The sequence below is a fragment of the Leucobacter sp. PH1c genome (assembly GCF_000633415.1).
Classification (GTDB): Bacteria; Actinomycetota; Actinomycetes; order Actinomycetales; family Microbacteriaceae; genus Leucobacter.
On record NZ_AYMV01000024.1, the window covers coordinates 1 to 21,392 of the forward strand.

The window sequence follows — 21,392 nt, forward strand, 5'->3', positions numbered from 1 at the left end:
GATCCGGCACCGCCCGGGTGTTAGGGGTGCTGATCGTCCTCGCCGTGGGATTCTGGCTCGAGCTGCAGGGTGACGTGCTCGGTGTCGAAGTGCTCGTGCAGGCAGGCGCGCAGCTCGTCGAGGATGGCGTGGTAGCCGCGCTCGTTCCAGGCCGTGTCCGAGACGGTCACGTGCGCCGAGAAGGCCGGCACCCCCGAGGTGATCGTCCAGGCGTGCACGTCGTGCACTTCGGAGACCCCCGGCACCGCGAGCATGTGCTCGCGCGCCACATCGATGTCGAGATTCTTCGGGGAGGCCTCGAGGAGCACGTCGACGACGTCGCGGAGGAGACTGATCGCCCGCGGGAAGATGAGCACGGCGATGAGGATCGACGCGATCGGGTCGACCACGTTCCACCCCGTGAGCATGATCACGACGGCGGCGATCACGACGGCGACCGAGCCGAGCAGATCGCCGAGCACCTCGAGGTACGCGCCTCGCACGTTGATGCTCTCCTTCTGCCCCGACTGCAGGATGAGCAGCGACACGAGGTTCGCGATCCCGCCGACAGCCGCGGCGACGAGCATGGGCGTCGACTCGATCTCCACCTCGGAGCCGAAGCGGGAGAGCGCCTGCACGAAGATCACGACGGCGATGACGCCGAGCACGATGCCGTTCACGAGCGCCGCGAGCACCTCGACTCGGAGGTAGCCGAACGTGCGCTTGGAGGTGGCGGGCAGCCCCGCGATGAGGCTCGCGATCAGCGCGATCGTGACGCCCGTCGCGTCGGTGAGCATGTGCCCGGCGTCGGCGAGGAGGGCGAGCGAGTTCGAGACGAGCGCGCCGATCACCTGGATGACGAACACGCTGAGCGTGATCGACAGCACGATGATGAGGCGCTTGCGGTGCTTGCCCGTGGCGGTCGTCGCGCCCTGCAGGCCGTGGTCATGCCCGTGGCCGCCGCCGGCGTCGTCGTGATCGGGCCGCTCGGGGTGCCCGGCGCTGAAATCGGCGTCGCAGTCGGGGACGCGGGCCTGCTCGTCGCTCATGGTGGTGACCATATCAACCTCTCCTCGGGATGCTGCGGGCGGGGGTGCCGGTGATGCTGCGGAAGCGGCGCAGGCGCAGGCTGTTGCCCACCACGAACACGCTCGAAAACGCCATCGCGGCGCCGGCGATCATGGGGTTGAGTAAGCCGAGCGCGGCGAGCGGAATCGCGGCGACGTTGTAGGCGAACGCCCAGAACAGGTTGCCCTTGATCGTGCCCAGGGTGCGCCGGGAGAGCCGGATCGCGTCGGCAGCGCTCCGGAGATCACCGCGCACGAGCGTGATGTCCGCGGCCTCGATCGCGGCGTCCGTGCCCGTGCCCATCGCGAGCCCGAGATCGGCCTGCGCGAGCGCGGCGGCATCGTTCACGCCGTCGCCGACCATCGCGACCACGCGGCCCTCGGCCTGCAGCTGCTGGACCACGGCGACCTTGTCGCCCGGTAGCACTTCGGCGTGCACCTCGGAGATCCCCACGCTCGCGGCCACCTGCTCGGCCACGGTGCGGTTGTCGCCCGTGAGCAGGATCGGGGTGAGGCCGAGCTTCGCCAGCTCGCGGATCGCTTCGGCGCTCGTCGGCTTCACGGTGTCGGCGACGGCGATGATGCCGCGCGCGGCCCCGTCCCATGCGGCGAAGACCACTGTGTGCCCGGTGCCCTCGAGCCGCTCGCGCTCGGCGAGCAGTTCGGGTCCGGGAGCGACCCCCCAGTCGGCGAGCAGTGCGGCGCGGCCGACGATCACGGGGGTGCCGTCGACGGATCCGGTGACGCCGTGCCCCGCGGTGTTGCGGAACTCGGTGACCTCGGGGAGCGCGCCCACCTCGGCCGTCGCACCGCGGGCGATGGCCTGGGCGATGGGGTGCTCGGAGGCCGATTCGACCGCACCCACGCGGCGGAGCAGCTCGGCGCGATCGGTGCCCGCGGCGGGAACCGCCTCGGCGAGCGCCATGCGGCCGCTCGTGACCGTTCCGGTCTTGTCGAGCAGGATCGTGTCCACGCGGCGGGTGGACTCCAGGATCTCGGGCCCCTTGATGAGGATCCCGAGCTGGGCGCCGCGCCCCGTGCCGACGAGCAGCGCCGTGGGCGTCGCGAGGCCGAGCGCGCACGGGCAGGCGATGATGAGCACGGCGACGGCCGCGGTGAACGCGCTCGCGGCCCCGTGGCCGAGCGCGAGCCAGGTGATGAGCGTGCCGAGCGCGATGAGGATCACGATGGGCACGAAGATCCCGGAGACCCGGTCCGCGAGGCGCTGCACCTCGGCCTTGCCGGACTGCGCGTCCTCGACCATCTGCGCCATCTGCGCGAGCTGCGTGTCCGCGCCGACGCGGGTGGCGCGCACGACGATGCGGCCGCTCGTGGAGACGGTGCCTCCCGTGACGGGGTCGCCCGCGGTGGCCTCGACGGGAACGGATTCGCCCGTGAGGAGCGAGGCATCGATCGCGGTCGCGCCCTCGGTGATCACGCCGTCGGTCGCGAGCTTCTCTCCGGGGCGCACCACGAAGTGGTCGCCCACCCGGAGCTCCTCGACCGGGATCCGGGTCTCCGCGCCGTCGCGCAGCACGGCGACGTCCTTCGCGCCGAGTTCGAGCAGCGCACGCAGCGCCGACCCCGCCTGCCGCTTCGAGCGCTTCTCGAAGTAGCGGCCGGCGAGGAGGAACATGGTGACACCCGCGGCGACCTCCAGGTAGATGTTCCCGGCGCCGTCGTGCGGGCTGATCGTCAGCTCGAAGGCGTGGGTCATGCCCCGCTCGCCCGCGGTGCCGAGGAAGAGCGCGTACAGCGACCAGAGGAACGCGGCGAGCGTGCCCACCGACACGAGCGTGTCCATCGTTGCTGCGCCGTGCCGGAGGTTGATCCAGGCCGCGCGGTGGAAGGGCCAGGCCGCCCACACGATGACGGGCGCCGTGAGGGTCAGCACGGCCCACTGCCAGTAGTCGAACTGGAGCGCCGGGATCATCGAGATGAGGATCACGGGGACCGAGAGCCAGATCGAGCCGATGAGGCGCTGGCGCAGGCTCGTGAGCTCGGGATCCCGTGCCTCGTCCTGCTCCGCGCCCGCCGTCGGTGCGGCGCCGCGCGCCGCGAGGGGCGGCGGGATCTCGGCGGAGTAGCCGGTCTTCTCGATCTCGGCGATCAGGAGCTGCGGGTCATACCCCTCGGGGGTCTGCACGCGCGCCTTCTCGGTCGCGTAGTTGACGGTCGCCTCGACGCCGTCGAGGCGGTTGAGTTTGCGCTCGATGCGGTTCGCGCATGAGGCGCAGGTCATCCCGCCGATCTCGAGTTCATAGCTGGTCGTGCTCACGTGCCGACTGCTCCTTCCGTGCGGTGTTGCGGATCCTGCTGCCCGCTTGGCGTCTCGCGCCTCTCGCCTCATCCGCACACAGTGCCCCCGATTCTGGGATGGGGCAGTGGCTGGGTGAGGGCCCGGGCGGGGGAGCGGGGAGGGGGGAGGGGGTTAGGCGCGGGCGGCCGAGTAGCCGGCCTCGGTGACGGCGGCCTCGATCGCCGCGTCCGTGACGGTGCCGTCGGTCTCGACGCTCAGCGCGCCCGTCTTCGAGCTGACCTCGACGCCCGTGACGCCCGCAATGGCCTCGACCTCCTCGCGAACGGACATCTCGCAGTGGCCGCAGGTCATGCCGGTGACGGTGAACTGGGCGGTGGTGCTGGTGCTCATGGGGAACTCCTCGGGGTTGGTGACATCCCGAGACTATACCCCCCTAGGGTATCGCGCAAGCGTACGTAGCGGGTCGTCCTCGGTTCTTGGCTTTCCGGTTCGGGCTACGCTCGAAGCATGAATGCTGCAGGTCGAGCACCACAACTCCGTGTGGGCTTCGTGATGCTTCACACCTCGCCTCTTGACGACGCAGGCACAAAGGATGCTGGTGGCATGAATGTCGTCGTGCTGGCTCAGGCCCGGGCGCTCGCACACGCCGGTCACGCGATCAGAATCTTCACACGGCGGGCTGATCCGAGTGTCGCGGCGAGAGTCACCCTCTCGCCCGGACTCGATGTGATCCATCTTGATGCGGGGCCCGCGCGGCTGCTTGCGAAGTCGGAACACGAACGTGTGATGACGGAATTTAGCGAGCGCCTCTCGGCTGAGCTTGCCGACGACCCGGTAGACGTGCTTCACGCGGAGCATTGGTTCTCTGGGATTGCGGCTCTCCCTGTGGCTCGGCGGTGGGGCATTCCGCTCGTGCAGACATTCCATTCAATTGCCGTTCCGGAGGGCTCGGGGGAGCCGGGCGAGCGGCCAGAGTCACCGGGCCGTCTCGCGGGTGAGCGGCGTCTCGCGCGCGAGGCAGATGTGCTCATCGCAGTCAGTGCAGCTGAGCGGGGGACGATACTCACGGATTTGGGAGGTGCGCCGGATCGGGTGCGCGTGGTGGAGCTTGGCGTCGACGCCGAGCTGTTTCGTCCGCGTCGCCCGGAAGAGCGCTTCGACGAGGCTGAAGCGCTCGCGCGCGGTGGTCGAGCCGAGGTGATCATGGTCGGGCGCCTGCACCCGCTCAAGGCATTTGGCCTTGCACTGGACGCGCTCGCTGTGATTCCCGAGGCCAGGCGTCCGATGCTGAGGATCATCGGCGCTCCGCCACCCGACGGGGGCGCGTATGCGCGCGGATTGCGTGATCAGGCCGCGCGCCTCGGGGTGCGTGATCGAGTGAGATTTGAGGGTGCTCTGTCGCGCGCGGAGCTCGCCGCCCGTATTCGAGGTGCAACGCTGATGCTCGTACCGTCTCATGCCGAGACGTTTGGTCTTGTGGCGCTTGAAGCCGCGGCCTCAGGCGTGCCGGTAGTCGCCCGTGCGGCCGGGGGGCTCCGTGAAGCGGTTCACGATGGCAAGACCGGAGTACTCGTGACCGGCGATGATCCACAGGTGTGGGCCGCGGCAGTGCTGTCGCTACTCGACGACCCGGTCCTTCTGGCGGCTCTGGGCCAGGCGGCTCGGGAGCACGCGCTCGGAAAGAGCTGGGGGGCGTCTGCGGCGGGCCTGCTGGCCGAGTATCGAGCGGTGCTCGAGCGGCGGAGCGGTGTGGGCGCGCAGGCAACCGTTGCGGGGCTCTACCGTGAGACGAGCGTCGTCTCGAACGAGTAGAGGTCTGGGCGGTAGCAGTGGTGTCCGGCTTCGACCACCCTGCCGCCCTGGTCGAACGCCACGCGATCCATGGTGAGGAGCGGTCCGCCCTTCGGCACGTCGAGCAATTCGTGCTCATCGCCTTGGGCTCGCCTCGCGCCGATAGTCTGGTTCGCCACCTTGATCGTGATGCCGCGCGCCCGGAGGATCTCGTACAGCCCGTGCTCGGTGAGTGCCTCGGCGGTGATGTCCGAGAACTCCGGAGGGAGCAGGTTCTCGAGAATCGCAACCGGCGCACTGTCGGTGCCGCGCAGGCGCCGGATTCTGGTGATCTCGGCACCGAGCGGAACCCGCAACAGCTGTGCGGTCTCGTCGTCGGCGGGAATGTGCTCGAGCGAGAGGACGCGAGTGGTGGGGGTGTGCCCCACCCTGGTGAGGTCTTCGTGCAGACTCGTGAGCTCGACGGGGCGGCTCACGCGCGCCTGCACCACCTGAGTGCCGATGCCGCGGCGACGCACGAGCAGCCCCTTGTCGACAAGCTCCTGGATTGCGCGGCGCACGGTTGGGCGAGAGAGCGAGAGGCGCTCGCCGATCGCGATCTCGTTCTCAAGCCGGGCCCCCGCCGGAATGGTGCCCTCGCGGATGGCGCGTTCGAGGCGGGAGGAGATCTGGAAGTACAGGGGCACCGGGCCCGAGCGGTCGAGGTCGGCGAAGACCTCGTCGGGCCAGACGGCGTCGGTGCTCATGGGTTCTCCTCGCGGGTTGGCTGAGTATCAACGACCACGATGTCGTTATGTACGGACAATATTACCCCGGGGTGCCCAGGTCTGGCGTTGCGCATCATTCGTGCTATTGTTAGGACAAATGCAGCGACGCGTTCGATGTCGCTACTGACGGGAAGAGGCGGTATCGAATGTCGGAGGCACGGCGTCCGGATGACGTACTGGTAATGGGGCGGCTCGGCGTCGACATTTACCCGCTACAGAGTGGTGTCACGCTCGAAGAGGTGAGCAGCTTTGGCAAGTACCTTGGCGGCAGCGCCGCAAACGTTGCGGTCGCCGCAGCACGCTACGGCCGCGCGAGCGCACTCATCTCACGGGTCGGGAATGACCCGTTCGGGCGCTACCTGCTCGCGGAGCTCGCCAGGCTGGGGGTCGATCCCCGCGAGGTGCGCGTGGATCCGCAGTACCTCACTCCCCTCACGTTCTGTGAGATCTTCCCGCCAGACGACTTCCCGCTCTACTTCTACCGCGAGCCCAAGGCTCCGGATCTCGAGATTACGGCGGGCGACCTCGACGCTGAGGCGATCAGCGCGGCGCGCATCCTGTGGCTCACGGTCACCGGGTTCAGCCAGGAGCCGAGTCGCGCCGCACACCACGCCGCGCTCGCCGCGCGCGGGCGTCGCACGCACACGATTCTCGACCTCGACTACCGGCCGATGTTCTGGGACGACCCGGCCGAGGCGAGCACCCAGGTGGGGCGTGCGCTCGACCACGTCTCGGTCGCCGTCGGCAACCGCGAGGAGTGCGAAGTGGCGGTCGGTGAGACCGACCCGGACCGGGCCGCCGATGCGCTGCTCGAGCGCGGTGTCGAGCTCGCGGTCGTGAAGCAGGGGCCCAAGGGCGTGCTCGCGAAGACCCGCGCTGAACGGGTCGAGGTAGCCCCCCACTTCGTCGACGTCGTCAACGGGCTCGGCTCGGGCGACGCGTTCGGCGGCGCACTGTGCCACGGGCTGCTCGAGGGCTGGGACCTCGAACGCATCTTCCGCTTCGCCAACGTCGCCGGAGCGATCGTCGCCACTCGCCTGGAGTGCTCGACGGCGATGCCGGACGCGGCGGAGGTCAACGACATCCTCGCTCAGGGAGCCTGACATGACACTTGATTTCGACCGCCTGCGCGAGCTTCGCGCGACCGATCCGGCCGGGGTGTCGCGTGCGCTCGCCGACCGCCGCCGCCGCGACGTGATTCGGGGCGACGGGCGCCTGTTCATCATCGCCGCCGACCACCCAGCCCGTGGTGCGATCGCTGTGGGACAGAACCCGACGGCCATGGCAAACCGCTACGACCTGCTTGAGCGCATGGCCCTCGCGCTTTCGCGCCCTGGCGTCGACGGTGTGCTCGGCACCCCTGACATTGTCGACGACCTCGCGGCGCTCGGCCTGCTCGACGACAAGATCATCGTCGGATCGATGAACCGCGGCGGACTGCGTGGGGCCTCGTTCGAGCTCGACGACCGCTACACGGCGTACGACGTGCCTGCGATGGTGCGGCAGGGCATCGACTTCGCGAAGACCCTGATCCGAGTGGATCTTCAGGACGATGGCACCGCGGCGACCCTCGAAGCGACCGCCCGCGCAGTCGACCAGGCCGCCGCCGCAGGCCTCCCGATCATGCTTGAGCCGTTCATGAGCGCGCGCGTAGGGGGCAAGGTCAGCAACGATCTCTCGGCGAACGCAGTGATCCTGTCGACCGCGATCGCCTCCGGGCTTGGCAACTCGAGCGCGCACACGTGGATGAAACTGCCGGTGGTGCCAGAGATGGAGCGCGTCATGGAGGCGACCACAATGCCGACCCTGCTGCTCGGTGGCGACAACGGCGACGCCCCCGATGTCATGTACGCCGCGTGGGAGCGCGCCCTTGCGCTGCCCGGGGTGCGCGGCCTCACGGTGGGCCGCACCCTGCTGTACCCGAGCGACGGCGATGTCGCCGCGGCCGTCGACACGGCCGCGCGTCTCGTGCACCGCGATCTCCCATAAGCCCCACCGCCGTACCGACACGCACGAAGAGGACCCCATGAGCACTGACACTCTCCCCGTCATCCCCCACTGGATCGACGGCGCACGGACTGAGTCGACCAGCGGCCGCACGGCCCCGGTGTATAACCCGGCGACGGGCGAGCTGCGCGCGCACGTCGCGCTCGCGAGTGCCGAGGAGATCGCCGCGGCGATCGCCTCGGCCCAGCGAGGCTTCGAAACCTGGAGCGCGTTCTCGATTGCGAAGCGTCAGACGGTCATCTTCGCGTTCCGTGAGCTGCTGAATGCGCGCAAGGGCGAACTCGCCGACATCATCACCGCAGAGCACGGCAAGGTGCGTTCTGACGCGCTGGGCGAGATCCTGCGCGGCCAGGAGGTGGTGGAGCTCGCGACCGGGTTCCCGCACCTGATCAAGGGCGCCTTCTCGGAGAACGCCTCGACCGGGATTGACGTCTACTCGATCAAGCAGCCAATCGGCGTCGCCGGGATCATCTCCCCGTTCAACTTCCCCGCGATGGTGCCGATGTGGTTCTTCCCCATCGCCATCGCCGCCGGGAATGCGGTCATCGTCAAGCCGAGCGAGAAGGACCCGTCTGCCGCGCTCTGGCTCGCCGAGCTGTGGGCTGAGGCAGGTCTCCCCGCCGGCGTCTTCACCGTGCTCAACGGCGATAAGCTCGCCGTTGACGGGCTGCTCACCGATCCCGTCGTGCAGTCGATCTCATTCGTCGGCTCAACTCCGATTGCGCAGTACATCTACGAAACCGCGTCACAGCACGGCAAGCGCGTGCAGGCCCTCGGCGGCGCGAAGAACCACATGCTCGTGCTGCCGGACGCGGACCTCGACCTCGTCGCGGACCAGGCGATCAATGCCGGATACGGCGCCGCCGGTGAGCGCTGCATGGCGATCTCCGTGGTGCTCGCAGTCGAACCCGTGGCCGATGAGCTGATCGTGAAGATCCAGGAGCGCATCGCGCGGCTGAAGATCGGCAACGGTGCCGCCGCGCCCGAGCCAGACATGGGTCCCCTCATCACCGCCGCGCACCGTGAGAAGGTGTCCTCATACGTCGACATCGCGGAGGCGGACGGGGCGACGATCGTGGTCGACGGCCGTGACTTCCTTGTCGACGGCGCCGAGGACGGCTTCTTCTTCGGGCCCACGCTGATCGACCGGATCCCCACCACCTCGCGCGCGTACACCGAGGAGATCTTCGGGCCCGTGCTCGAGATCGTCCGCGTCGCCTCCTTCGACGAGGGCGTCGCCCTCATCAACTCCGGCCAGTTCGGCAACGGCACCGCGATCTTCACCAACGACGGCGGGGCGGCCCGTCGCTTCCAGCACGAGATCCAGGTCGGCATGATCGGCATCAACGTGCCGATCCCAGTTCCCGTCGCGTACCACTCCTTCGGCGGCTGGAAGGCCTCGCTGTTCGGTGACGCGAAGGCGTATGGCGTGCACGGCTTCGAGTTCTTCACCCGCGAGAAGGCGATCACCAGCCGCTGGCTCGACCCGGCGACGCACGGGGGAATTAACCTCGGCTTCCCGCAGAACGACTAGTACGACACCGGACGACAGAGGATGGGTACCATGACGGATCAGGCAGAGCGCTGGTTCCACCGCCGCGGTGAGCTCGCCGCTGACGGGTGGGAGACCGTGGTCGACGAGCACACGCCCGGCTGGGCCCACACCGGGCTCCGTGTGGGCCGGCTCGCCGCGGGCGAGTCGCTCACGCTCTCGGACACCGGCGTTGAACGCTTGATCGTGCCGCTCGCTGGCGCGTTCACCGTGCGGTACGCGAGCGCGGGTGAGGCTGCACAGACGGTCACCGAGCTTGCCGGCCGGGCGTCGGTGTTCGACGGCCCCAGCGACGTGCTCTATCTCGGGGCAGACACCACGGGCACCGTCACCGCTCGCTCGGCCGGCGAGAGCCGCTTCCTCGTCGCCACCTCGCCCACCGACACGGTGCGACCCAGCCGACACATGCCGGTGAGCGAGGTGCCCGTCGAGCTGCGCGGCGCTGGCGCTTCGAGCCGCCAGGTGCACAACTTCGGCCGGCAGGAGTCGCTCGACGCCGCGCGGTTTATCGTCGTCGAGGTGATCACTCCGGCTGAGAACTGGTCCTCGTACCCGCCGCACAAGCACGATGAGCACCTTCCCGGCCACGAGTCGGAGCTCGAGGAGATCTACTACTTCGAGATCGCGCCCACCCGCGATGCCCCGACCGGGGTCAGCCCCGAGCACGCGTTCGGCATGTTCAGCACCTACTCCTCACCCGCCGGGCAGATCGACATCGACGCCCGCGTGTTCACGGGCGACGTCGCGCTTGTTCCGCACGGCTACCACGGTCCGGCCGTCGCGGCGCCCGGCTACGACATGTACTACCTCAACGTGATGGCTGGGCCGGATCCGGAGCGCAGCTGGCTCATCAGCGATGATCCCGCGCACGGCTGGGTGCGCGAGACGTGGGACGGGCAGGAGCTCGACCCGCGGCTCCCGTTCACCGCCCCCACCTCGCCCGTCGTTCCCGCCGCAGACTCGGAGGACCCCCGATGACCACCCGCCGTATGACGGTCAGCCAGGCGCTGATCGAATTCCTCGCACACCAGTGGACGGTCGACCGCGACGGCGCCGGTGCTGAGATCCGCGAACGCACCGTGCCAGGGACCTTCGGGATCTTCGGGCACGGCAATGTCGCCGGAATCGGCCAGGCGCTGAAACAGCTCAACGCGCACGATCCCGATCTGATGCCCTACTACCAGGCGCGCAACGAGCAGGCGATGGTGCACCAGGCGGTCGGCTACGCCCGCATGCACCGACGCCGCGGCACCTACGCTGCTGCGGCGTCGGTGGGGCCCGGCGCGACGAACCTGCTCACCGGCGCGGCGCTCGCCACCACGAACCGGCTCCCCGCGCTGCTGTTGCCCAGCGACACATTCGCGACCCGGGTCGCCGACCCGGTGCTGCAGCAGTTGGAGCAGCCGCACGACATCGGGCTCACCGTCAACGATGCATTCCGCCCCGTCTCGAAGTTCTTCGACCGCGTGCAGCGTCCCGAGCAGCTGTTCTCGGTCGCGCTCGCCGCGATGCGGGTGCTGACGGATCCGGCCGAGACTGGCGCCGTGACGATCGCGCTGCCCGAAGATGTGCAGGCCGAGGCGCTCGACGTTCCCGCCGAGTTCCTGCAGCCGCGCGAGTGGCGGATCCGCCGTCCCCGGCCCGAGCGTGACGCATTCGCCGTGGCGCTCGCCGCCATCCGCGCTGCGAAGCGCCCGATCATCGTCGCGGGCGGCGGCGTGCTCTACTCTGAGGCCGAGGCCCAGCTGCGCACGTTCGTCGAGGCGACCGGCATCCCGGTCGGCACCTCGCAGGCTGGCGGCGGCGTGCTCGACTGGGACCACCCGCAGAACCTTGGTGGGATCGGGGCGACCGGCACGCTCGCGGCGAACCGCATCGCCGCGGAGGCCGACCTCGTCATCGGGATTGGCACCCGCTACAGTGACTTCACCACCGCGTCGCGCACCGTGTTCCAGCACCCAGGGGTGCGCTTCGTGAACATCAACGTCGCCGCGTTCGACGCGTTCAAGCACGGCACACAGCTTGCCGTTGTGGCCGATGCGCGAGAGGCGCTCACAGAACTGCTTGAGGTCGCCGGGGAGCTGCGCGTCGACGCCGCGTACGCCGAGCGCATCGGCCGCGAGAAGGCGGCGTGGGACGCGACCGTCGACGCTGCCCTCGCCCCCACGGGTCTCCCGCTGCCCGGGCAGTCCGAGATCATCGGCGCCGTGCAGCGCTCCTCCGAGCCCGCCGACGTGATCGTCCAGGCTGCCGGGTCTCTGCCGGGGGACCTGCACAAACTGTGGCGAGTGCGTGATCCGCTCGGGTACCACGTCGAGTACGCATACTCGTGCATGGGGTACGAGATCGCGGGCGGGCTCGGCGCGAAGCGCGGGCTTGTGGCCGCAGGCGACGATCGCGACGTGATCGTGATGGTGGGCGACGGGTCGTACCTGATGCTCAATACCGAGCTCGTCACCGCTGTTGCCGAGGGCATCAAGCTCATCGTCGTGCTGATCCAGAACCACGGCTACGCCTCGATCGGGCATCTTTCCGAGACTGTCGGCTCCGAGCGCTTCGGCACCTGGTACCGGGAGTACGACCCTGAGGCACGCAACTTCCAGGGGGAGCAGGTGCTGCCCGTCGACCTCGCGATGAACGCCCGCAGTTACGGCATGGACGTCATCGAGGTGGAGCCGGGCCCGGACTCGATCGCCGAGCTCGAGGCGGCAGTGGCCGCGGCGAAGGCGTCAAAGCGGGCAACGTTCATCCACATCAATAGCGACCCGCTGCGCTACGCCCCCGACGGCTCGGGATGGTGGGACGTGCCCGTCGCGGAGGTCTCGACGCTCGACTCGACGCAGCGCGCGCGCACCGAGTACGAGGGTCAGCGTGCCGCACAGCGTCCGCTGCTCGGGTAGGGAGCCCACTCGAGCGCGAGGCTGCTCGCGGAGTGGAGACCGATCCCTATTAATGCCATAATGTCCTATCAAAGTGAGTTCGTGTGGCCGTCGGCCACACGCTGCCCCGCACGCCCTGAACCAATGGAGTTGACGCCGTGAACACACCAACTGCCGAGCCAGCCGGCCTCCGCATCGGCACCGCTCCAGACTCCTGGGGCGTGTGGTTCCCCGACGATCCGGCGCAGGTGCCCTGGCAGCGTTTCCTCGACGAGGTGGTGCAGGCGGGGTATGAGTGGATCGAGCTGGGGCCGTACGGCTACCTGCCCACCGACCCTTCGCAGCTCGCGGACGAGCTCGGGTCGCGCGGCCTGAAGCTCTCGGCGGGAACCGTGTTCACCGGGTTTCACAAGGGTGAAGACGAGTGGCAGCGTGCCTGGGATCAGGCGCTCAACGTCGCGGGTCTCGCGTCGCAGCTGGGCGCCGAGCACCTCGTGGTCATCCCCGACCTGTGGCGCAGTGACGCGACGAGCGAGCAACTCGAGGCGCGCACCCTTACCGACGCGCAGTGGAGCAAGCTCGGGGCGGGTCACGACCGGCTCGGCAAGGCACTGTTCGAGGAGTTCGGGATGCGGCAGCAGTTTCACTCGCACGCCGATAGCCATGTCGGAACAACCCGGGAGGTGGTCCGCTTCCTCGACGAGACCGACCCGCGCTACACGAACCTGTGCCTCGACACGGGCCACTTCGCCTATTACGGCGGCGACAACCTCAAGCTCATCGCGGAGCGCCCCGACCGGATCGGCTACGTGCACCTCAAGCAGGTCGACCCGACGCTGCTGTTCGACGTGCTCAAGAACGATCAGCCATTCGCAGAGGCCGTCGCCGATGGGATCATGATCGAGCCGCCGCACGGGATCCCGGATCTCGCCCCGATCATCGAGGCGGTTGCAGGGATCGACCCGAACATCTTCGCCATCGTCGAGCAGGACATGTACGGCTGCGACGTGGACGTCCCGTTCCCGATCGCGCAGCGCACGCGCGAGCATATTTTCAGCTGTACGCACCTCGCGCGGATCTCCTAGCCGAGCGCGCCCCATCGGCGCGGATTCCGTGCTGGCTCCACACCACCACGACACTCTCGCCCGGAAGCGGCGCCGAAGTCGCGGGCCCGAACACTGATTGAAGGACACGCACATGACTGAAGAACTCCGCGTCGCCGTCGTCGGCGCTGGCATGATGGGCGCCGACCACATTCGGCGCATCACCGAACGGATCAGCGGCGCCCGCGTCGCGGCGATTGTTGAGCCCGACGCCGGGCGAGCCGCCGCCGCGGCCGAGCGGGCCCCTGGAGCGCTCGCGTTCGCGGGCCTCGAGGAGGCGATTGCGGCTGACGCCATCGACGCGGTGCTCATCGCGACTCCCGGCCAGTTCCACGCGCCCGTGCTGCGCCCCGCGCTCGAGGCGGGCCTGCCGATCCTGTGCGAGAAGCCGCTCACCCAGGACTCGGCGTCGTCGCTTGAGATCCTCGAGCTCGAGCAGCGGCTTGACCGGCCGCACATCCAGGTCGGGTTCATGCGCCGGTTCGACGCCGAGTACCAGCAGCTCCGAGAGGTGATCGCGTCTGGCGAATCCGGTGAGCTGCTCATGGTGCGCGCCGTGCACCGTAACCCCTCGGTGCCGGAAAGCTACACGCAGCAGATGCTCATCACCGATTCGGTGGTGCACGAATTTGACGTGGTGCCTTGGCTCGCCGGATCGCGCGTTGTCAGCGTCGAGGTGAAGTTCCCGCGCCGTAACTCGCTCGCGCCCGAGCGCCTGCGCGAGCCGATTCTCGTGATCATGGAGCTCGAGAACGGCGTGCTCGTCGATGTCGAGATGAACGTGAGCGTGCAGTTTGGGTACCAGGTGAGTACCGAGGCGGTCCTCGAGCGCGGCATCGCCCGCATCGGACAGCCGTCGGGAATGCAGCGCTGGGAGGCCGGTCAGTTCCTGGTGAAGGAACACGAGTCGTTCACCACGCGCTTCGCCGCCGCCTACGACGCGCAGATTCAGCGCTGGGTCGACGCGGTGCGCCGCGGCGAGCTCGTTGATGGCCCGAACGCCTTCGACGGGTACCTCGTCGCGCTGTCGTGCGAGGCCGGGGTGCGCGCGCTCACCACGCCTGGTGCGCAGCCGGTCGCGGCGGTCGAGCGCCCCGCGTTCTACGCGTAGACTCTGCCGCCCGGCTCCGTTCGCCCTCGCCGCCAACACCGCCGTACCGCCCTACTGCCCATCGCCCGCCGCGGCCGCCACGCGCGGCGGCAAGACCGCTCAGGAGCCCCATGGTCCGCATCGCCCTCGACCCGACGCCGTACAACGACACGGTTGCACTGACCGACTTCCCAGATCTCGCAGCCCGACTCGGCTACGAGTACCTGCAGCTCACCCCGAATCCCGATTTCGGACGCCACTTCCACTACCCGAAGCTCGACGACGCGCTGGTGGCGACGCTGAAGCGGCGGGCGCGCGACGCGGGCGTGACGATCACCTCGCTGCTGCCGGTGCAGCGCTTCTCCTGGCCGGAGGAGCCGCAGCGTGCGGCCGCAGTGCGGAACATGACGCGCTACATCGAACTCGCGGCCGAACTCGGGGTGCCCGTGGTGAACACCGAGTTCTCGGGGCGTCCCGAGCGCGAGGAGGACTCGGAGGCGAGCTTCTACCGCTCAATGGCCGAGCTGATCCCCGTGCTCGAACGCGAGGGCGTCACCCTCAACATCGATCCGCACCCCGACGACTTCGTCGAGGACGGGCTCGAGGCGTGGCGCGTCATCCGCGGACTCAATACGACCCGGGTTGGTTTCGTGTATGTCGCCGCGCACAGCTTCCACATGGGGGATCGCGCCGCGACGCTGCTCCCCGAGATCGGAGACCGGCTCGGCGCGGTGTACGCCTCCGACACGTTTGACCACACGCGCTCGAACGCGCTCCGCTACATCACCAACCCGCCCGGCAATGCGGTGCGCGTGCACCAGCACCTCGCGATCGGCGACGGTGACGTGGATTGGGAGGAGCTGTTTGGCGCCCTGCGGGCGACCGGTTACCTTGACCGGGAGGACGCGCTCATCGTGTCGAACGTGTTTGCCGAGGACGAGCGCGCCGACGAGATCTCGCGGTTCCAGCTGACCCGAATCCGGGAACTGATCGCCGGCTAGCCCGGGGCTCTGCGTGCCGAGCCGGGCGGCGGGCTACGACACCAGGAGGTAGGCGGCGCCCAGGACGGTGCAGCTGATGACCGCCCAGTCGAAGGCCCGCTGCTTGATGCGCGACGCAATCCACCGCCCGAGCAGGGCGCCGAGCACGACACCGGGGGCGAGGACGAGATCGAGCAGAAGGAGTTCTGGGGTGATCAGGCCGAGGCCGATCGAGATCGGCAGCTTGGTGAGATTGATGACGGCGAAGAACCAGGCTGCAGTGCCGAGAAATGCGTGCACGGGGAAGCGCGCGGCGAGGAAATACATCGACATCACGGGCCCGCCAGCGTTCGCGACCATCGTCGTGAAGCCGCCGAGTGTGCCGTAGCTCGCAGATGCGAGGCGCCCGGCGCCCGGCGTAGTCGAGGCGTCTGATGCAGCGGCTGTCCCGGTCGCGCGGGCCGCGGCCGTGCGGCCCCGCTGCCACAGGGTGACCGCGACCACGAGGAGCAGAATCACGCCGATCACGCGGCGGACCCAGGCGTCGTCCGCGACCGCGAGAAAGAGTGCGCCGAGTGCCAACCCGGCGATCACCGCCGGGACGAGCCGCAGCAGGGTGGGCCAGTGGGCGTACTTGCGGTAGCTCAACAGCGCGAATGCATCGCCGAGGAGCAGCAGGATCAGGAGCGCCCCGGTCGAGTTCCGGGCGGGGAGGATGGCGGCGAACGCCGCGATCGCGAGCGTGTTGATCCCGGGGATCGCCGTTTTCGAAAGGCCGACGAGTGCGGCGGCGGCGGCCAGCAGCAGCCACGCGGCCGGAGCGAGATCGGGGAGCGTCATGGGGTCACCCTAGCGGATCGCTCGATTTGTACAAATGTCACAACATAGTAGACTCGTTGGAGCGCTCCGTAGACGCGGGGCCCACGCGACGAGGGAGTCCACATGCCGACAGGCACCGCTCAACCCGGACACGCGGCGCTGCCGCCGCTGACTGACGGGCCGCACCGGAGACGGCTGGGGCTCGTCGCGCTCATCGCGACGTTTGGCGGGCTGCTCTTCGGCTACGACACCGGTGTCATCAACGGCGCGCTGCGGCCCATGGCCGCGGAGCTCGGGCTCACTCCGCTCACCGAGGGCGTGGTCACCAGTTCCCTCGTATTCGCCGCCGCGTTCGGCGCGATGGTGGGCGGCCGGCTCTCCGACGGCTGGGGGCGGCGCAAGACGATTATCTTGCTCGCGGTCCTGTTCTTCGTCGGTACGGCCGCCGTGGTCTTGGCGCCCGGTCTCGCGCTGCTCGTCTGCGGGCGAGTGCTCCTCGGTCTCGCGGTCGGCGGCGCTTCCACGGTCGTCCCCGTCTTCCTTGCCGAGCTCGCCCCGTACGAGATCCGCGGCTCGATCGCCGGCCGCAACGAGCTCATGATCGTCGTGGGACAGCTTGCGGCTTTCGTCGTCAACGCCATCATCGGGAACACGCTCGGCCACCTCGATGGGGTGTGGCGCATCATGTTCGCGATCTCGGCGTTGCCGGCGATCGCGCTCTTCATCGGCATGCTGCGGATGCCGGAGTCCCCCCGCTGGCTGGTGCAGCGCGGGCGTACCGCCGACGCGCGGCGGGTGCTCGCGACGATCCGCAGCCAGGATCGCGCGGACGCCGAACTCGCCGAACTCGCGACGAGCATTGACAGCGAGCAGCACCAGCGCGTGCTCGGTTGGCGCGCAGTGCTCACCAACAAGAACCTCGTGCGTATCCTGCTCATCGGCATCGGCGTGGGCATCGCCCAGCAGCTCACCGGCATCAACTCGATCATGTACTTCGGGCAGACCGTGCTCATCGAGTCGGGCTTCGATGAGAGTGCCGCGCTGATCGCGAACGTCGCCCCCGGGATCATCGCCGTCATCGGAGCGCTCATCGCCCTGTCGATGATGGACCGGGTGGACCGCCGCAAGACGTTCATCATCGGCTTCACGCTCACCACGCTGAGTCACCTGCTCATCGGGCTCGCCTCGACGCTGCTTCCCGTCGGCTCGCCCGCGCGGCCATGGGTGATCCTGCTGCTCGTTGTGGTGTTCGTTGGATCGATGCAGACCTTCCTCAACGTCGCCGTTTGGGTCTATCTCTCCGAGATCTTCCCGCTGCACATGCGCGGCTTCGGCATGGGGGTCTCGGTGTTCATGCTCTGGGTCACGAACGGCATCCTGTCTCTCTACTTCCTGTCGCTCGTCGACGCAGTGGGGATTACCGGAACGTTCTTCCTGTTCGCGGCCGTCGGCGCGCTCGCGCTGTTCTTCGTGTGGCGCTTCGTCCCCGAAACGCGCGGGCGCACGCTCGAAGCGCTCGAGGAGGACGTGACCACCGGGGCGATCTACACGCGGTAGGCCGCGCGGAGGCCGTGGGCGGCCGGGGCATCTGCTCCTGCGCGAGTTCTGGCTTCCTGCGCGAACGAGGCGCGCTCGGGGGCTACGCCGGGTTCGTCAGCGCGGCGTTCGCCCGCGTGAGCACGTCTGCGGCGACCTCGAGTCCCTCGATCCTGCCGAGCGACACGTCCTCGTGCTCGATGTTCACCCACATGTTCGGGTCGACGTCGCGCAGGGCGCGGAGGAACTCCGTCCAGAACGCGGTGTCATGGCCACGGCCGAGGGCGACGAAGTCCCAGGCAGAGTTCTGGGGCCACTCGTTCGCCCACTCGTCGCCTCCCAGGTTGGTGCGGGGTTCGGTGGAGTCGAGGCGACGGAACGAGTTGTCGAGTACCCCGTTCAGGCGCGCCCACTCGGGGTTGATCCGCACGTCCTTCGCCGCAGCGTGGAACACGAGGTCGCCGAGGTGGCGCACGACTGCGACGGGGTCCATCTGCTGCCAGAACAGGTGTGACGCGTCGAGCTCGACGCCGACGTGGGTTGCGCCGGTGCGGTCGATCAGCTGGTGCACGTCTGCGGAGTTGAACACAAGGTTCTGCGGGTGGAGTTCGAGTGCGACCTTCACGCCGTGTTCTGCGGCGAAGCGATCGGTCTCGCGCCAGAACCGCGCCGCGATGTCCCACTGGTAGTCGAGCACGTCGAGTGCCGCAGAGTTCCAAGCGTTGACCACCCAGTTGACCACGGTCGCGCCGGGCTCCCCGCCCGGGAGACCTGACATGGTGACCACCCGGTTCTGCCCGAGGCGCTCGGCGAGCCGGATCGAGCGCCGTACGTCGGCGGCGTGTGCGTCTCCGATGACCGGCTTCGGGTGGAGCGGATTCCCGTTGCAGTTGAGCCCAGCGATCTGCACCCCGGTCCCCTCGAACTGGCCGAGGAAATCGTCGCGAGCAGAGTCCGACTCGAGCACCTCGTCGAGCGTCGGAAGGTGTGTGGCAGGAAGGAAGCCGCCGGTGTTCAGCTCGAGGCCCGTGAGGCCGAGCTGCGCGACCACCTCGATTGCTTCGGGGAGTGTGCGGTCGTGCAGGATCGCGTTGTAGACGCCGAGTTTCATGGTTCAGAGCTCCTGGTGGGTGACGGGGACGGTGGCGCCGCCCTGGGCGGCGGACTGGGCAACGGCTGCGAGGAACTCGATGTTGTGCACCCCGTCGGCGAAACTGCGGCAGCGCGGCAGCGACTCCGCAGTCGGGATCCCGGCGACCTCCTCGATGAACGCCCGCGCCTGGTGCACGAACAGGTCGTTCTGGCCGATCCCTACGCCCGGGGCGTCCATTGCCCAGCCGCCGGCGTAGTGCGGGTGGGCCGGGCCGAGCGCAACCGTGCGATACCCCGCGAGATCGTCCTGTTCGTCGTGGAGCATGACCTGCACCTGTGCCGGGTTCGTCTGCGACCAGCGGGCTGCGCCGCGTGAGCCGAACACCTCGAGCGTGAGGCTGTTCGGGTGCCCGGCCGCGACGCGCGACACCTCGAGGGTGCCGACGCAACGGGCAAAGCTCGCGTTGAACGTGGCGTAGTCGTCGTTGGTGACGGGCGCGCGCTCCTCGCTGACGTTGCCGCGGGTGTGGCCGACGACCTGCCCGAGCGGCTTGGGTCGCTCGGTGATCGAGGTGTGGAAGCGCCCACCTGAGACTTCGGCAACCGGGCCGCACAGGTACTCGGCCAGGTAGCTCAGGTGGCTGCCCACGTCACCCAGCGCACCGGATCCCGCGGGGCCCTGGTAGCGCCAACTAATCGGCGCGTCGGGCCGGCAGCCGTAGTCGGTCCAGTAGCGCCCCGAGAAGTGGAGCAGTTCGCCGAGGCGGCCGTCGTCGACGAGCGTGCGGATGAACTCAATGCCCGGGGCGCGGAGGTAGCTGAAGCCGACCCGGGCGATGAGGCCGCGCTCGGCCGCGGCACCCGCCGCTGTGGCCATCGCGCGCGCGTCCTCGAGTGAGTCGCTGAGCGGCTTCTCGCACAGCACGTGCTTGCCCGCGGCGAGGAGGCCCTCGACGATCTCGCGGTGCAGCGAGTTCGCGACGACGACGCTGACGATGTCGATCGTGGGGTCTGCGGCGACCGCGCGCCAGTCGGTGTCGAAGCGCGAGAACCCGTAGCGAGCCGCGGTCTCGCGCGCGAGAGGCTCGTACGCATCGGCGATTGAGACGAGGTGGATCTCGGGGAGGACGGGGTGGTACAACGTGGTGGCCGCGCGGTAGGCGGCGGCGTGCGCCTTGCCAGCCATTCCTGCGCCGATGACGGCAACGCCGAGCGAAGATGACACGGGAGCTCCTTTGCGATGGGTGAAGCGTGCCACTGTTGGAGCGCTCCAATACGGGTAAAGTTAATGACGAAACATTGATCTGTCAATATGGCGTGAGCGCGTAAGCGCGGGACGAGACCGAGCGGAGGAAGCGATGGGCAAGCGCCCCACCATCTACGACGTGGCAGCGCGCGCGGGTGTCTCGAAGTCGCTCGTGTCGCTTGTGCTGCAGGACTCGCCGCGGGTGAGCCCCGATAAGCGTGAGGCAGTGCTGAGCGCAGTCGAGGCACTCGGATACACCCCGAGTCGCCTCGCGGCGGGCCTCGCGGGATCGCGCACCCGCAGCGTTGGCGTCGTGATCGACGAGTTTGAAAACCTGTGGTTCGCGCCGGTGCTCGCCGGGCTTCGGGCCGCGCTCGCGGACGAGCGCTACAGCCTCAGTGTCGCCGACGCAGAGCTCAACTCGCACCTCGATCTCGACCCGCTCGAGGCGTTCCGCGCGTTGCGCGTCGACGGGGTGATCCTCGCGGGAGAGGCGTCCGCCGCGGCACTGACACGGCTCGGCGTCCCGGTTGTGGTGCTCGGCACTCGCGCGGTCGAGGTGCCGGGGATCCCCATCGTCGCCAGTGATGAGCTCGCCGGTGGTCGGCTCGCCACCGCGCACCTCGCAGAGCTGGGGCACTCCGACATTGCCTGCGTGAGTGCGCCCGGCGCCTCGGCAGCGGCGCGCGAGGCCGGGTACGCGGAGGAGATGCGCGAGCGCGGGCTGACGCCGCGGATCGTTCGTGCCGCGCACACGAGCGAGTCTGCCGCCGGCCACGCCGCGGCAGCGCTGCTCGGGGAGGCAGAGCGGCCCAGTGCGGTGTTCGCAGTCAATGACCCGATGGCGCTGGGTGTGATCGGGGTCGCAGCGCAGCGCGGGTTCGTCGTGCCGCGCGATCTCTCGGTGGTCGGTTACGACAACTCCCCGCTCGCGGCGTACGAACTCGTCTCGCTGACCTCGGTGAGCGGGGACCCTCGCGAACTCGGCGAGGTCGCCGGGCGCGAGCTGCTCGCCCTCCTGGGGGGTGGTCAGGCCGCGCCGGCGACGCTTGTGCCGCCCAGCCTGGTGCAGCGCCGCTCGACCGCACGGCGCTGAGCCCGCGGCGCGGGTGGCGCCCCCGGAACTGAGTGCGCACGGTCGCTGTGCCGCCCTGCGCGGACCCGTCACCCGCTGAGCCGGCGAAAAACTCGTCCGGGAGGCTCGGTGCTGGGGTGATTCTCGTG

At 69.0% G+C, this 21,392-nt stretch carries 18 protein-coding genes; 11 read left to right on the forward strand and 7 right to left on the reverse strand.

Annotated features, from left to right (window positions below; translation table 11 throughout):
- Positions 1–20: 20 nt before the first annotated feature.
- The 3 genes from U874_RS0108790 to U874_RS0108800 all read right to left on the reverse strand — a co-directional run bounded on the left by U874_RS0108790 (position 21) and on the right by U874_RS0108800 (position 3,696).
- The gene (locus U874_RS0108790; protein ID WP_232755897.1) at positions 21–1,040 is read right to left on the reverse strand and encodes a cation diffusion facilitator family transporter; all 1,020 of its coding nucleotides are present in this window, start codon (positions 1,038–1,040) and stop codon (positions 21–23) included.
- Between the two features lies 1 nt (position 1,041).
- Positions 1,042–3,288 (reverse strand): cation-translocating P-type ATPase, encoded by a 2,247-nt coding sequence (locus U874_RS0108795; protein ID WP_051582860.1) that lies wholly within the window; start codon positions 3,286–3,288, stop codon positions 1,042–1,044.
- Between the two features lie 189 nt (positions 3,289–3,477).
- Positions 3,478–3,696: a heavy-metal-associated domain-containing protein gene (locus tag U874_RS0108800; protein WP_025134172.1), complete on the reverse strand. Its 219-nt coding sequence runs from the start codon at positions 3,694–3,696 to the stop codon at positions 3,478–3,480.
- A gap of 162 nt (positions 3,697–3,858) precedes the next feature.
- On the opposite strand from U874_RS0108800, the gene U874_RS15130 reads away from it, so the two are divergent.
- The gene (locus U874_RS15130) at positions 3,859–5,118 is read left to right on the forward strand and encodes a glycosyltransferase (RefSeq protein ID WP_369802350.1); all 1,260 of its coding nucleotides are present in this window, start codon (positions 3,859–3,861) and stop codon (positions 5,116–5,118) included.
- Here the strand turns inward: U874_RS15130 and U874_RS0108815 are convergent.
- Positions 5,085–5,843, reverse strand: a complete 759-nt coding sequence (locus U874_RS0108815; protein WP_025134175.1) for a GntR family transcriptional regulator — start codon at positions 5,841–5,843, stop codon at positions 5,085–5,087. The genes U874_RS15130 and U874_RS0108815 overlap by 34 nt on opposite strands.
- Before the next feature lie 167 nt (positions 5,844–6,010).
- Here U874_RS0108815 and iolC point away from each other — a divergent pair, with 167 nt between their 5' ends.
- The 8 genes from iolC to U874_RS0108855 all read left to right on the forward strand — a co-directional run bounded on the left by iolC (position 6,011) and on the right by U874_RS0108855 (position 15,496).
- A complete protein-coding gene (iolC, locus tag U874_RS0108820) occupies positions 6,011–6,967 on the forward strand; it encodes a 5-dehydro-2-deoxygluconokinase (RefSeq protein ID WP_025134176.1) in 957 nt (318 codons plus the stop codon).
- A 1-nt stretch (position 6,968) separates the two neighbouring features.
- Entirely contained in the window at positions 6,969–7,853 is an 885-nt protein-coding gene (locus tag U874_RS0108825; protein ID WP_025134177.1) for a class I fructose-bisphosphate aldolase, read from the forward strand.
- Between the two features lie 37 nt (positions 7,854–7,890).
- Entirely contained in the window at positions 7,891–9,405 is a 1,515-nt protein-coding gene (locus U874_RS0108830; RefSeq protein WP_025134178.1) for a CoA-acylating methylmalonate-semialdehyde dehydrogenase, read from the forward strand.
- 30 nt (positions 9,406–9,435) lie between these two features.
- Positions 9,436–10,401 carry a 5-deoxy-glucuronate isomerase gene (gene iolB / locus U874_RS0108835; protein ID WP_025134179.1) on the forward strand — a complete coding sequence of 322 codons (966 nt, stop codon included), beginning with the start codon at positions 9,436–9,438 and terminating at the stop codon, positions 10,399–10,401.
- Positions 10,398–12,323: a 3D-(3,5/4)-trihydroxycyclohexane-1,2-dione acylhydrolase (decyclizing) gene (gene iolD / locus U874_RS0108840; protein ID WP_025134180.1), complete on the forward strand. Its 1,926-nt coding sequence runs from the start codon at positions 10,398–10,400 to the stop codon at positions 12,321–12,323. Before iolB ends, iolD begins: the two co-directional genes overlap by 4 nt.
- Positions 12,324–12,460: 137 nt before the next feature.
- Positions 12,461–13,387: a sugar phosphate isomerase/epimerase gene (locus U874_RS0108845; RefSeq protein ID WP_025134181.1), complete on the forward strand. Its 927-nt coding sequence runs from the start codon at positions 12,461–12,463 to the stop codon at positions 13,385–13,387.
- A 112-nt stretch (positions 13,388–13,499) separates the two neighbouring features.
- Positions 13,500–14,516, forward strand: a complete 1,017-nt coding sequence (locus U874_RS0108850) for a Gfo/Idh/MocA family protein (protein WP_025134182.1) — start codon at positions 13,500–13,502, stop codon at positions 14,514–14,516.
- A 110-nt stretch (positions 14,517–14,626) separates the two neighbouring features.
- On the forward strand, positions 14,627–15,496 hold the full coding sequence (locus U874_RS0108855) for a sugar phosphate isomerase/epimerase family protein (RefSeq protein ID WP_025134183.1): 870 nt from the start codon (positions 14,627–14,629) through the stop codon (positions 15,494–15,496).
- A 33-nt stretch (positions 15,497–15,529) separates the two neighbouring features.
- Here U874_RS0108855 and U874_RS0108860 read toward each other — a convergent pair whose 3' ends face one another.
- The gene (locus U874_RS0108860; RefSeq protein WP_025134184.1) at positions 15,530–16,315 is read right to left on the reverse strand and encodes a sulfite exporter TauE/SafE family protein; all 786 of its coding nucleotides are present in this window, start codon (positions 16,313–16,315) and stop codon (positions 15,530–15,532) included.
- Positions 16,316–16,417: 102 nt separating this feature from the next.
- Between U874_RS0108860 and U874_RS0108865 the strand changes: the two genes are divergently transcribed.
- Complete coding sequence (locus U874_RS0108865) at positions 16,418–17,851, forward strand: sugar porter family MFS transporter (RefSeq protein WP_029988065.1); 1,434 nt, start codon at positions 16,418–16,420, stop codon at positions 17,849–17,851.
- Between the two features lie 82 nt (positions 17,852–17,933).
- Here the strand turns inward: U874_RS0108865 and U874_RS0108870 are convergent, their stop codons facing one another.
- Both U874_RS0108870 and U874_RS0108875 read right to left on the reverse strand, forming a co-directional pair.
- Complete coding sequence (locus U874_RS0108870; RefSeq protein WP_025134185.1) at positions 17,934–18,941, reverse strand: sugar phosphate isomerase/epimerase; 1,008 nt, start codon at positions 18,939–18,941, stop codon at positions 17,934–17,936.
- A 3-nt stretch (positions 18,942–18,944) separates the two neighbouring features.
- Positions 18,945–20,147 (reverse strand): Gfo/Idh/MocA family protein, encoded by a 1,203-nt coding sequence (locus tag U874_RS0108875; RefSeq protein ID WP_025134186.1) that lies wholly within the window; start codon positions 20,145–20,147, stop codon positions 18,945–18,947.
- Positions 20,148–20,280: 133 nt separating this feature from the next.
- On the opposite strand from U874_RS0108875, the gene U874_RS0108880 reads away from it, so the two are divergent.
- A complete protein-coding gene (locus U874_RS0108880) occupies positions 20,281–21,264 on the forward strand; it encodes a LacI family DNA-binding transcriptional regulator (protein WP_025134187.1) in 984 nt (327 codons plus the stop codon).
- Positions 21,265–21,392 lie beyond the last annotated feature (128 nt).